Annotated in this window: 10 protein-coding genes; 2 read left to right on the top strand and 8 right to left on the bottom strand. The window is 62.0% G+C overall.

What is annotated here, in order from left to right:
• Positions 1 to 101: 101 nt before the first annotated feature.
• The 7 genes from araH to MF6394_RS23070 all read right to left on the bottom strand — a co-directional run bounded on the left by araH (position 102) and on the right by MF6394_RS23070 (position 8,525).
• A complete protein-coding gene (gene araH / locus MF6394_RS23100; RefSeq protein ID WP_032892292.1) occupies positions 102 to 1,070 on the bottom strand; it encodes an L-arabinose ABC transporter permease AraH in 969 nt (322 codons plus the stop codon).
• Positions 1,071 to 1,079: 9 nt separating this feature from the next.
• Complete coding sequence (gene araG / locus MF6394_RS23095; RefSeq protein ID WP_078467646.1) at positions 1,080 to 2,582, bottom strand: L-arabinose ABC transporter ATP-binding protein AraG; 1,503 nt, start codon at positions 2,580 to 2,582, stop codon at positions 1,080 to 1,082.
• A complete protein-coding gene (locus MF6394_RS23090) occupies positions 2,579 to 3,583 on the bottom strand; it encodes a substrate-binding domain-containing protein (RefSeq protein ID WP_069558932.1) in 1,005 nt (334 codons plus the stop codon). Before MF6394_RS23090 ends, araG begins: the two co-directional genes overlap by 4 nt.
• A 139-nt stretch (positions 3,584 to 3,722) precedes the next feature.
• Positions 3,723 to 4,586 carry an SMP-30/gluconolactonase/LRE family protein gene (locus MF6394_RS23085; RefSeq protein ID WP_078467645.1) on the bottom strand — a complete coding sequence of 288 codons (864 nt, stop codon included), beginning with the start codon at positions 4,584 to 4,586 and terminating at the stop codon, positions 3,723 to 3,725.
• A gap of 16 nt (positions 4,587 to 4,602) precedes the next feature.
• Positions 4,603 to 6,183 carry an aldehyde dehydrogenase (NADP(+)) gene (locus tag MF6394_RS23080; protein WP_078467644.1) on the bottom strand — a complete coding sequence of 527 codons (1,581 nt, stop codon included), beginning with the start codon at positions 6,181 to 6,183 and terminating at the stop codon, positions 4,603 to 4,605.
• A 10-nt stretch (positions 6,184 to 6,193) separates the two neighbouring features.
• On the bottom strand, positions 6,194 to 7,186 hold the full coding sequence (gene araD1 / locus MF6394_RS23075) for an AraD1 family protein (protein ID WP_078467643.1): 993 nt from the start codon (positions 7,184 to 7,186) through the stop codon (positions 6,194 to 6,196).
• Between the two features lie 16 nt (positions 7,187 to 7,202).
• A complete protein-coding gene (locus MF6394_RS23070) occupies positions 7,203 to 8,525 on the bottom strand; it encodes an MFS transporter (RefSeq protein ID WP_034135673.1) in 1,323 nt (440 codons plus the stop codon).
• A gap of 192 nt (positions 8,526 to 8,717) precedes the next feature.
• Between MF6394_RS23070 and MF6394_RS23065 the strand changes: the two genes are divergently transcribed.
• Positions 8,718 to 10,454: an IlvD/Edd family dehydratase gene (locus MF6394_RS23065; protein ID WP_003190553.1), complete on the top strand. Its 1,737-nt coding sequence runs from the start codon at positions 8,718 to 8,720 to the stop codon at positions 10,452 to 10,454.
• 48 nt (positions 10,455 to 10,502) lie between these two features.
• Positions 10,503 to 11,225, top strand: a complete 723-nt coding sequence (locus tag MF6394_RS23060; protein WP_078467642.1) for a FadR/GntR family transcriptional regulator — start codon at positions 10,503 to 10,505, stop codon at positions 11,223 to 11,225.
• Positions 11,226 to 11,232: 7 nt separating this feature from the next.
• Here MF6394_RS23060 and MF6394_RS23055 read toward each other — a convergent pair whose 3' ends face one another.
• Positions 11,233 to 11,832, bottom strand: coding sequence for a hypothetical protein (locus MF6394_RS23055; RefSeq protein ID WP_047710605.1), 600 nt, complete (start codon positions 11,830 to 11,832; stop codon positions 11,233 to 11,235).
• Positions 11,833 to 12,230 lie beyond the last annotated feature (398 nt).

Raw genomic sequence — 12,230 nt, 5'->3', positions numbered from 1 at the left:
CTTGCCTGCGATAGCGGTGGTTCAGGCAACACTTGCGTAGCCTGTGCCACCGCTATCGCAGGCAAGCCAGCTCCCACATTGGTTTTTCACAGGGCCTGGGTTCAGCGTTGTTTCATGCGGTCGATGACCACGGCCAATAGCAGGATCGAGCCGCGGATCACATACTGGTAGAAGGTATCGATGTTCTTGAGGTTCATCGCATTCTCGATGATCGCCAGAATCAACACCCCGGCAATCACATGCCGGATCATGCCGATACCACCGCTCAGCGACACCCCACCCAGCACGCAGGCCGAGATCACCGTGAGCTCGAAGCCCTGGCCGATCATCGGCTGACCGGAGGTCATGCGTGAAGCCAGGATTACTCCCGCCAGCGCGCCAATCAGGCCGTGCACGGCAAAGATCAGGATCTTGGTGCGATCAACGTTCACCCCCGCCAACAGCGCCGCCTCCGGGTTACCGCCGATGGCCATGGTGTTGCGCCCGTAGGTGGTGTAGTTGAGCAGCCAGCCGAAGAACAGGAAGCAGACAATGGTGATCAAGATCGGCACCGGCACACCAAACAATTGGCCGTTGCCGAACACAAAGAATTGCTCCTGGGACACACCCACCGCTTTGCCGTCGGCAAAGATATAAGCCAGGCCGCGCACTATCTGCATGGTCGCCAGCGTGGTGATCAGGGCGTTGACCCGCAGCTTGGCGATCACGATGCCGTTGATCAGCCCCACCATCAGGCCCATCAGCAGCGCTGCGCCAATGCCCAGCATCACGCTGTCGGTATCGCGCATCACAATCGCCGCAACCACCCCGGCGCAGGCGATCACCGAGCCTACCGACAGGTCGAAGTGCCCCGAGGCCAGGCAAAACAGCATGGTGCACGCGGCAATACCGACAGTCGAAATTGCCAGGCCCAGACCGCGCATGTTCAGTGGCGAGAGGAAGTTATCGATCAGCAGCGCGCACAGTACGAAGATGCCCACCGCTGCCAAGAGCATCGCCCAGTTATCGAGCAATGCGCGTATATCGAGGGGTTTGCGTGCCGAGGGCAGCGCGTTGTTTTGAATAGTCATGGTCGTCTCTCAGTTCGCCAGGCCGCGTGGCAAGGCCAGTTGCAGCAGGTTGGATTCAGTCGCCTGTTCTCGCAGTTGTTCGCCGCGCAAGGCGCCTTCGCACAGCACCAGGATGCGGTCGGAGATGCCCATCACCTCCATCAGGTCGCTGGACACCACAATCACCGCAATGCCGCTGGCTGCCAGGTTATGGATGATCTGGTAGATCTCCGACTTGGCGCCGATGTCGATACCGCGGGTGGGTTCGTCCAGTAACAGCACCTTCATGGGCATCGACAGCCAGCGGCCAAGGATGGCTTTCTGCTGATTGCCGCCCGACAGGTAGAGGATTTTCTGCTCGGCATTCGGCGTCTTGACCTTCATGGCCTGGATCTGCCGCTCGGCGTTGCCCTTCTCCCAGCCGTCGCGCAGCAGCCAGCCGAACGAGGCATGGGCGCTACGGGCGCTGATGTTGATGTTTTCAGCGACGCTGCCCAGCGGGATGATGCCCTCTTTCTTGCGGTCCTCCGGACACAGCAATACCCCGGCGGCGATGGCGTCGCGGGGTGAGCGCAGTTGCAGCGCTTGCCCACACAATTCCAGGCTGCCAGCACTGGCGCGCTCTAACCCACTGAGCAAGCGAAACAGCTCGGTACGCCCCGCGCCCACCAGCCCGAACAGGCCCAGGATCTCACCCTTGCGCACCTGGAAGCTGATCGGCTCACGCAGGCCCGGACCGAGCAAGCCGTCCACCTTGAGCGCCACTTCGCCCTGCTCACGCGGTCGGTAATCGTAGATATCCTGGATATCGCGACCGACCATGCAGGTCACCAACTGGTCGTGGGTCAGTGTGCTCATGTCCTCGAACGTGCGCACGTAGCGGCCGTCCTTGAACACCGTCACCGCATCGCAAATACGGAACACCTCTTCCATGCGATGGGACACGTAGAGCACCACTTTGCCCTCATCGCGCAGGCGCGCGATGATCGCCATCAAGCGGTCGATTTCCCGCGCCGATAAACTGCTGGTGGGTTCATCAAAGGCGATCACGTTGGCGCCGCGAGACAGCGCCTTGGCGATTTCCACCAATTGGCGCTGGCCCAGGGACAGGCGCCCGAGCTTCTCGTCGGGGTCGATTTCATCGGCCAGGCCCTTGAGGCAGGTCAGGGCCTGCTTGCGCAGCAGGCCTCGGTTGACCACGCCAAAGCGCGTGGGCAAATGCCCGAGAAAGAGGTTCTCGGCCACGCTCATTTCCGGCACCAGGTGCAGCTCCTGGTGAATCACTGCCACACCGCTGGCAATGCTGTCGGCGGCGCATTTGAACGCCATGGTTTGCGCGCCGATCTGCACGGTGCCGCTGGATGGAATGTAGGCGCCGCCGAGGATTTTCAGCAAGGTCGATTTGCCGGCGCCGTTCTCGCCCATCAGCGCATGCACCTGGCCCGGGTGGGCGGTGAAGCAGATGCCATCCAGCGCCTTGACCCCGGGAAAGGTCTTGCCGATGCCGTCAAACCGCAGGGCCGCAGCGGTCATTTCCACAGCCCGATCTTGGTCAGTTCCGCTTGGAAGTTTTCGCGGGTGATCAGCGTCACTTCGTCCATGGCCGTGTATTTCGGCGGCTCGGTGCCCTGGGTGACCCACTCGTACATCATCTCGGCGGTTTTGTAGCCTTCAATGTGCGGGCTGGGCAGCATCGAACCAAAGAAGCCGCTGTTGGCTTTCTTCAATTCGCCGATGGCGTCGGTGCCATTGATGCCGATGCCGATCACATTGGCTGCGGCGAAACCGGCACTTTCGGTGGCGCGCACGCCGCCGAGCACGGTGTTGTCGTTCATGCCGCCGATGATCAGGTTCTTCGCCCCGCTTGGCAGCTTGACCAAGGCCGAGTTGGTGGCGTCCATGCTCCCGGGCACGTCGAGGGTTTTCAGGGGGGCGGTGAGGATGTGGTCCTTGGGAATACCCGCCTCCTCTAGGGATTTGATCGAGCCATCGGTGCGTTTCTTGCCGGTGTCGAGTTCGTTGAAGGTGTTGATCACCGCGTAGGTGTCCTTCCAGTCCCAACCGCGCTTTTTCGCTTCGGCGGCCATGGCGGCGCCCTGCTTCTGGCCGACTTCAAATGCGGCCATGCCCAGGTACGGCACGTCTTCCATGAAGTTGCCCTTGGCATCGACAAAGCGATCATCCACGGCCATCACTTTCAAGCCGTTGGCCTTGGCCTTGGCGACAATGGCCGGGCCCAGGGACACGTCCGGCGGGCAGATCACAAAACCCTTGGCGCCGTTGGCGGCCAGGCTGTCGATGGCCGAGAGGGTTTTCTCGCCGTCGGGCACCGCGATCTTGATGAGTTTGAAGCCTTTGTCCTGGGCGGCTTTTTCCGCAAACGCCCATTCAGTCTGGAACCAGGGCTCTTCGGCCTGCTTGACCAAAAAACCGATCTTCACTTCTTCAGCGGCCAGCAACAGGCCGCTCAAGCTCATGGCCGAGACCGCCACAGCGGCGCAGCACAGGGAACGCAAACCACGACGACAATTCATACGGGTGACTCCTTGTTGTTGTTTTTAGGTAGAACGTTGTAGGAGCGAGCTTGCTCGCGAAAACCCCGAGGGCGACGTGTTCATCCAGCCTGAACGCGTTATCGTTGACGTTTTTCGCGGGCAAGCCCGCTCCTACAGGTTATCCGGCGAAGCGGTGACAGGGTTTTCCGGGAACATCCATTTCAATCGCCAGTACCGCACCATCCAACGGATGCCCCGAGGGACTCGCGGCACTGGTGATGTACAGCGTGGTGAGCTCGGGCCCACCGAACACGCAACTGGTGGGACGGCTGACCGGTAGTTCGATGATGCGATCCACCTCACCTGAAGGCGTTAGCCGCAGCAGGCAACTGCCGTCCCAGCGCGCGTTCCAGATGTAGCCGTCGGCGTCCATGGCCGAGCCATCCGGCCCGCCGCGTGTGTGCGGCCCGAACCAGGCCTGGGCGGCGCCGAGTTGGCCGTCAGCCTGGATCGAATGCTGATAGAGCGTACCGTCCATGCTGTCGCCGAAATGCACCTGGCTGCCCGCCTCGTTCCAAAGCAAGGTGTTGGGAATGCCCAGGCCCGCCAACAACGGCGTGACCCGCGCATCGGCATCGATGCGAAACAAGCCACCGGAGCGCCGGGTAATCGGCAGGTCTTCGCCCTGCTCGCCTATGTTGTTCTGCATGGTGCCCAACCACAGCCGGCCCTGGGCATCGCAGCGTGCTTCATTGCCGCGGTTGCCCGTTTGCGGGTCGGCTACGCACAGCAGGGTCAAGGCTTCGGTGGCCAGGTCCAGGCGATACACGCCGCTGCTCAAGGTCACCAACGCATCGCCGCGTTCACAGGGGATGAACGCCGAGACGTGCTCGGGCAATTGCCACACCTGCAACTGCCCACCCATCAGGCGCAGTGCCTGGCGGGCGGCGATATCCACCCAATACAGGGCCTGGGTCGGTGCATCCCAGAACGGCCCTTCGCCCAACCGGGCACGGTGCGGGGTGACTGCGCTCAACGACATGAAGCCTCCTGATCAGTTACAGCGATTCGCGCGATGGCGTGCCATTTACCAGGCGCTGAATACGCAAGGGGTTGGCGTTTTTCAACGCGTCGGGCAGCAGGCTATCAGGGTAGTTCTGGAAGCACACCGGGCGCAGGAAGCGGTCGATGGCCAAGGTGCCGACCGAGGTGCCACGCGCATCGGAAGTTGCCGGGTACGGCCCGCCGTGGACCATGGAATCGCACACTTCCACACCAGTGGGGTAACCGTTGAGCAGGATGCGCCCGACTTTCTGTTCCAGCAGGGGCGTGAGTTCGGCGAACTGGTGCAGGTCGCCCGGTTCGCCGATGAGCGTGGCGGTCAACTGCCCGTGCAGCCCTTGCAGGGCGGCGCTGAGTTGCGCCTGGTCGGCTACTTCGACGAACACCGTAGTGGGGCCGAACACTTCCTCTTGCAGCACTTCGTCACCGTCAATCAAAAGACGTACATCCGCCCTGAACAGTTGCGGTTGCGCCTGGTTGCCCGATTGCGCGCTGCCCGCCAGATGCTGGATGCCCGGGTGAGACAAGAGTTTTTCCAGGCCCTTGCCGTAGCTTCCCAGGGTGCCGGCATTAAGCATGGTTTGTGGCGGTTGCTCGCCGATCAATTGCGCGACCTGCTGAGTGAACGCGGTGAACGCAGACGAAGCGATACCGATCACCAGGCCTGGGTTGGTGCAGAACTGGCCGCAGCCTTGTACCACCGAGGCGGTCAGGTCGCGGGCAATGCTGTCGGCGCGGACGTGCAGCGCCTGGGGCAGCACGATCACCGGGTTGATGCTCGACATTTCGGCAAACACCGGGATCGGTTGCGGGCGCGCCGCTGCCATGTCGCACAGGGCGCGGCCGCCTTTGAGCGAACCGGTAAAGCCCACCGCCTGGATCGCCGGGTGCTTGACCAGCGCCTCACCGACGCCGCCGCCAAAGATCATATTGAACACGCCAGCCGGCATCTCGGTGGCTTCGGCGGCGCGGATGATCGCATCGGCTACGCGCTCGGCGGTCGCCATGTGCCCACTGTGGGCCTTGAACACCACCGGGCAACCGGCGGCCAGCGCGGCAGCGGTGTCGCCGCCAGCCGTTGAAAATGCCAGGGGGAAGTTGCTGGCGCCGAACACCGCCACCGGGCCAAGGCCGATGCGGTATTGGCGCAGGTCTGGGCGCGGCAGCGGCTGGCGCTCTGGCAGGGCCTTGTCGATACGCGCGCCGTAGAAGTCACCGCGGCGCAGCACGGTGGCGAACAGACGCATCTGGCCGCTGGTGCGCCCGCGTTCGCCTTTGATGCGTGCGGCCGGCAAGGCGGTTTCGCGGCAGACCAGTTCGACGAAATCATCGCCCAAGGCGTCCAGTTCATCGGCCACTGCATCCAGGAACTGCGCACGCCGTGCGGCGCTCAAGGCGCGATAAGCCGGGTAAGCCTGGGCCGCGGCCTGGGCGGCGGCATCCACTTCCTGGGCGGTGGCCTGGTAGAAATCCTGGGGCAAGGCTTCGCCGGTGGTGGCGTCGATGCTTTGCAGCTTAATGCTGCCGTTGGCGCTGCGCTGGCCGCCGATGTAGTTGTGGCCGAGGAACGGGGTCATGTTGATCTCCTTAAAGGGGGGTGACTTGGCCGGGTTCAAATGCCGCATCGCTGCTGCCGAAACCGTTGATCAACGGCGCGCCGAATTCAGCCTGGCTGATCTCGAACACATCGCCCGGCTGGGTACGTATACCGTCGGCGAATGACAAGGTGGCGGTGCCGAAGAAGTGAATGTGCACATCGCCCGGCTTGAGGAACTGGCTGTATTTGAAGTGGTGGTATTCGAGGTTTTCCAGGCTGTGGCACATATTGGCCTCGCCGCTGAGGAATTCGTTCTGCCAGATGACTTCGCCGTTGCGCAGGATGCGGCTGGTGCCCGCCAGATGCTGGGGCAGTTCGCCCACGCGCAGCTCCGGGCCATAGCTGCAACTGCGCAGCTTGGAATGGGCCAGGTACAGGTAGTTCTTGCGCTCCATCACATGGTCGGAGAACTCGTTGCCCACCGCAAAACCCAGGCGATAGGGTTTACGGTCATGCCCGATCACATAGAGGCCGCCGATTTCCGGCTCTTCGCCGGCGTCTTCGGCGAACGGCGGCACCGGGAACGCCTGGCCCGGGCGCACGACGATGCTGCCATCGCCTTTGTAGAACCACTCCGGTTGCACACCGGCCTGGCCGGCGCCTGGTTTGCCGCCCTCCACGCCCAATTTGAAGATGCGCATGGTGTCGGTCATCGCGCTGTCGTCGCCGGCCTGCTGGTGCATCTTGTCGCGGGCCGAGGCGCTGCCCAGGTGGGTAAGGCCGGTGCCGCTGATCAGCATGTGGGCCGGGTCAGGGTGGTCCAGCGGGGGCAAAATTTTATGGTCCGCCAATAAGGCGGCGTAGTCATGGCTGCCGCCCAGGCCAAAGGCCTCCACCTGGTGCTGCAACTTGCCGCCGGCCTCAATGGCGGCCAGCGCCAGTTCACGCACGCTGTGGGCGCCGCGCACTTCGCGTACCTGGTTGCCTTCTACCACGCCGACGCGGCGCTCACCGTTGCTCAACTCGAACTGAACTAAACGCATGCGGGTTCTCCTGGATTTAAGTGCGTGTGGCGCCACGGGCGCTGGCGGCGAATTGGTCGGCGGGCAGCACGTGCTTGCGCTCCAACAAGCGGTAGACCACAAGGGTCAGCAGCAGCCCGAACACCATCACACCGGATAAGAAATACAAGCCTGAAGCCAGGTTGCCGGTGTACTCCTTGAGCGCACCGATCACGAACGGGCCGATATAGCCGCCGAGGTTGCCCACCGAGTTGATCAAGGCAATACCGGCCGCCGCACTGGCGCCGGCAAAGAAGCGCCCCGGCAGGGTCCAGAACACGGCGGTGCAGGAAAACATTGCAAATGCCGCCAGGCACAGCGCGGCCATTTGCAGCACCGGCACGGTGAGCCAGGCGCTGCAGAACAGGCCGATGGCGCCCAATACATAGAGCACGGCGAGATGGCCGTAACGGTCGTTCAAGCGGTCGGAACTGCGCGGAATGATCAACAGGCCGATGATGCCGAAGATATAGGGCACGGCGGAGATGAAGCCGGTGGTGAGGTCGCTGCCGCCAAACTGTTTGATCAGGGTCGGCAGCCACAGGCCGAGGCCGTAGATGCTCAAGGTCACCGGCAGGTAGAACAGCGCCAGCAGCAACACGCGCTTGTCCTTGAGCGCATGCAAGGGGTTGCCGTGGCGCGTCTGGCCGTAGGCTTGCAGGTCTTTGTGCAGCTCGCCGGTGAGCCAGGCTTTTTCTTCCTCGCTCATCCAGTTGACCTTTTGGGGGCCATCCGGCAGGTAACGCAGCACCGGCCAGGTCAGCAGGATCGCCGGGGTGCCGATCACGATAAACAGCCACTGCCAGCCATGCAGGCCGAGGATGCCGTCCATGCCGAGCAGACCGCCGGACACTGGACCGGTGATCATCATTGCAATCGGTTGGGAGAGGATGAACAGCCCGAGGATCTTGCCGCGATGGCGCACCGGGAACCATTGGGTGATGTAGTACAGCACGCCGGGAAAGAACCCCGCCTCCGCCGCGCCCAGCAGAAAGCGCATCACATAGAAGCTGTGCGGCCCCTGCACGAACGCCATGCCAATGGTGATGGCGCCCCAGGTGATCATGATGCGCGCAAACCAGCGCCGTGCGCCGAAGCGGTCGAGCATCAGGTTGCTGGGAATCTCGAACAGGAAATAGCCAATGAAGAACAACCCCGCACCCAGGCCATAGGCGGCGTCGCCGATGCCCACGTCAGCGCCCATGTGCAGCTTGGCGAAGCCCACGGCGGAACGGTCCACGTAGGCGATCAGGTACAGCAGGATCAGGAAGGGAATCAGTTTCAGCGTGATGCGCCGAATAAGCCGCAGTTCCTGGCTCATGGGGTCGATCTCCGATTGTTGTTTTTATAGAAGCTCGGGGGACGCCTCTCGCGAAAATCCGCCAGGGTCATACCTCAGTTGAGAAAGACTATATAGTATGACTATTTGCAAAACAACACTTCCAAAGCAGCGATTTTGCGCTTATGTTTAAGCACGCATAGAACATATAGTCATACAATAAGAGAATCGATCATGCCTGACAAAAAGCCCGGCCTACGCTCTGCCCAGTGGTTCGGTACCGCCGACAAGAACGGTTTCATGTACCGCAGCTGGATGAAGAACCAAGGCATTGCCGACCATCAGTTCCATGGCAAGCCGATCATCGGCATCTGCAACACCTGGTCGGAGCTGACGCCGTGCAACGCGCACTTCCGCCAGATCGCCGAGCACGTCAAGCGTGGCGTGATCGAGGCCGGTGGCTTCCCGGTGGAGTTCCCGGTGTTTTCCAACGGCGAATCCAACCTGCGCCCTACCGCCATGCTCACTCGCAACCTGGCGAGCATGGATGTGGAAGAAGCGATTCGCGGCAACCCGATTGATGGCGTGGTACTGCTCACCGGCTGTGACAAAACCACCCCGGCGCTGCTGATGGGCGCGGCCAGTTGTGATGTGCCGGCCATCGTGGTCACCGGCGGGCCGATGCTCAACGGCAAGCACAAGGGCCAGGACATCGGCTCGGGAACGGTGGTGTGGCAGCTCAGCGAACAGGTCAAGGCCGGCACCATCACCCTGGATGACTTCCTCGCGGCCGAGGGCGGCATGTCGCGTTCGGCGGGCACCTGCAACACCATGGGCACGGCTTCTACCATGGCGTGCATGGCCGAAGCACTGGGCACTTCCCTGCCCCACAACGCGGCGATTCCGGCGGTGGATGCGCGTCGCTATGTACTGGCGCACATGTCGGGCATGCGCGCCGTGGAGATGGTGCGTGAAGACTTGAAGCTGTCGAAGATCCTCACCAAGGAGGCGTTTGAAAACGCTATCCGCGTGAACGCAGCCATCGGCGGCTCGACCAACGCGGTGATCCACTTGAAAGCCATCGCCGGGCGCATCGGTGTCGAACTCGACCTGGATGACTGGACCCGCATCGGCCGCGGCATGCCGACCATTGTCGACCTGCAACCCTCCGGGCGCTTTCTGATGGAGGAGTTTTACTACGCCGGTGGCCTGCCCGCCGTGCTGCGCCGCCTGGGTGAAGCCAACCTGATCCCGCACCCCAACGCCTTGACCGTCAACGGCAAGTCCCTGGGCGAGAACACCAAGGACTCACCGATCTACGGCCAGGACGAAGTGATCCGCACCCTGGACAACCCGATCCGCGCCGACGGCGGCATCTGCGTGCTGCGCGGCAACCTCGCGCCCCTGGGCGCGGTGCTCAAGCCTTCGGCAGCGAGCCCCGAACTGATGCAGCACCGTGGCCGCGCCGTGGTGTTCGAAAACTTCGACATGTACAAGGCACGCATCAACGACCCGGAGCTGGACGTGGATGCCAACTCGATCCTGGTCATGAAAAACTGCGGCCCCAAGGGTTACCCCGGCATGGCCGAAGTCGGCAACATGGGCTTGCCCGCCAAGCTGCTGGCCCAGGGCGTGACGGACATGGTGCGCATTTCCGATGCACGCATGAGCGGCACCGCCTACGGCACCGTGGTATTGCACGTGGCACCGGAAGCCGCTGCCGGCGGGCCGTTGGCGACTGTGAAGGAAGGTGACTGGATCGAACTCGATTGCGCCAATGGCCGCCTGCACCTGGACATTCCCGACGCCGAGCTGGCAGCGCGCATGGCCGACCTGCCGCCCGCGCAGAACCTCATCGTCGGCGGCTATCGCCAGCTGTACATCGACCATGTGCTGCAGGCCGACCAAGGCTGTGACTTTGACTTCCTGGTGGGCTGTCGCGGGGCGGAAGTCCCACGGCATTCCCACTAATTGGGATGCTATGATGCGGCGAATCTAAGCCAGAGCCTCCCCGTCGTTATGGATCACCAGCCGCCCAAGCCGCGCAAGAGCCAGCATGCCCAGATCGTTCAGGACTTGGGCATGCACATCGTTTCCGGTCGCTTCAAGCCCGAGGAACGGTTGCCCATGGAAGCCACGCTGTGCGAGGAATACCAGGTCAGCCGCTCGGTATTGCGCGAAGCCACGCGAGTGCTCAGCGCCAAGGGCCTGGTGTATTCCAAGCCACGGGTGGGCGCGGTGGTACGGCCACGCTTGAAATGGCACCTGCTCGACCCGGACGTGCTGTCCTGGTTGATGCAGTCCACGCCCCACAGCGAGTTCTTCAACACCCTGGCCGGGGTGCGCCGCATCCTCGAACCGGAGATCGCCGCCATGGCCGCGACCACCGCCACCGATGAAGACATCGCCACCATCGAACACGCCTACCAGGGCATGGAAACCGCCAAGACCCACGAGGAGCTGTTGCAGGCCGACCTGGACTTCCACCGCGCGATTGCCGACGCCACCCGCAACGACCTGCTCGCCTATATGTGCAACATGCTCTCGTTGCCGTTGCGCGAGTCGATCAACATCACTAACCGACGCCCGGACATCCAGGGCCTGAGTCTGCCGCGGCACAAGGCGATCCTAACGGCGATCCGGAACCGCGATGCCCTGGGCGCACGGCATGCGTCGCTGGTGCAACTGGATGACACGCGAGTGGCGCTGGACACGGTGATGAATGTGTTGACGCCGTTGTAAACCCGCGTCATTCCTGATTGTTATTGTTGGCCCTGGGGCAGCTGTTATCGCCCTCTTTTTTCAGCGCCAGGACGGCCTGGCGCTCGGACAGCAAGTGGGTGATGGCGCCGCCGATCGCCGCAGAAATCAACGCCAACGCCTCTTTAGGCAGATTGATCGCCGCCCAGGTCAACCCGCCGATCAGCAGGATGACAAACAGGATATTGAACCGTGACACCCCGAGTTTTATCGAGCGGACGATATCGGACGTGTCCTGCATTTTTTCGAAGCGTTTTAGGTCTTCGAACTTGCGCACCGATTCCAGGGTTTCCAGGTAATGGGTTTCGGCCCGCTTGAGTTTCTTGATCACATCGGCTTCAAGCATGATCTCCTCTATCTCGATCCTGACCAGGCTGATATTGGCGCCTGGGCGGCCGAGAATTTCCGAACTCAACGACCCCTCGGCCAGCTCGGCCAGCAGATAGGTATAGGAGGTTTCGCTGATGTCCTTGGCATATTTTTGCAAGGCTGAGGTGTAGCACTTGGTGGCGTATCGGGTGAACAGACGCTCGGCGTCGTTAGTCTTTTTGATCAGTTCTTCAACTTCGTCGATCAGTTCCCGTTCCATTTTTAATATCCCTATTAAGCGTGGCTTCGAAAAGCAATGAGCGCCGACCGCTGCGCTGGCACGTTAGGGGCAAACATCCCTCGATCAAGGGCCAGTGTCTACTGTCAAACCTGACAGGTGAATAGGAGGCAGGGCACTGTGGCGAGGGAGCTGGCTCGCCTGCGATAACCCTAGGTATCCACACAACTTTGCAGACCGTAGCAGCCAACGGTAACCACGATGCGAAGCGAGTCGCTCTTGATCTTGATCTTGACCCCCGGTGTCAGGGTAGCCCCCGGTGTCAGGGTAGTTGTCGTGTCCCCCGCTTTTTGAAAAGCATTCCGGGGGCGGCAAGAGTATGGTCATGCCTTTCTATTCAGAAGAACGTAAAGCTGCGCTGCTGAAAATGATGCTTCCGC

Origin of the sequence: Pseudomonas sp. MF6394 (assembly GCF_002018845.1) — a bacterium.
In the GTDB taxonomy this organism is placed as follows: Bacteria; Pseudomonadota; Gammaproteobacteria; order Pseudomonadales; family Pseudomonadaceae; genus Aquipseudomonas; species Aquipseudomonas lactis.
This window is presented reverse-complemented; position numbering and strand designations above follow the sequence as displayed.

Coding starts and splice junctions, on each gene's coding strand:
- araH (WP_032892292.1), bottom strand. CDS start 1,070: ATGACTATTCAAAACAACGCGCTGCCCTCGGCACGCAAACCCCTCGAT.
- araG (WP_078467646.1), bottom strand. CDS start 2,582: ATGACCGCTGCGGCCCTGCGGTTTGACGGCATCGGCAAGACCTTTCCC.
- MF6394_RS23090 (WP_069558932.1), bottom strand. CDS start 3,583: ATGAATTGTCGTCGTGGTTTGCGTTCCCTGTGCTGCGCCGCTGTGGCG.
- MF6394_RS23085 (WP_078467645.1), bottom strand. CDS start 4,586: ATGTCGTTGAGCGCAGTCACCCCGCACCGTGCCCGGTTGGGCGAAGGG.
- MF6394_RS23080 (WP_078467644.1), bottom strand. CDS start 6,183: ATGACCCCGTTCCTCGGCCACAACTACATCGGCGGCCAGCGCAGCGCC.
- araD1 (WP_078467643.1), bottom strand. CDS start 7,186: ATGCGTTTAGTTCAGTTCGAGTTGAGCAACGGTGAGCGCCGCGTCGGC.
- MF6394_RS23070 (WP_034135673.1), bottom strand. CDS start 8,525: ATGAGCCAGGAACTGCGGCTTATTCGGCGCATCACGCTGAAACTGATT.
- MF6394_RS23065 (WP_003190553.1), top strand. CDS start 8,718: ATGCCTGACAAAAAGCCCGGCCTACGCTCTGCCCAGTGGTTCGGTACC.
- MF6394_RS23060 (WP_078467642.1), top strand. CDS start 10,503: ATGGATCACCAGCCGCCCAAGCCGCGCAAGAGCCAGCATGCCCAGATC.
- MF6394_RS23055 (WP_047710605.1), bottom strand. CDS start 11,832: ATGGAACGGGAACTGATCGACGAAGTTGAAGAACTGATCAAAAAGACT.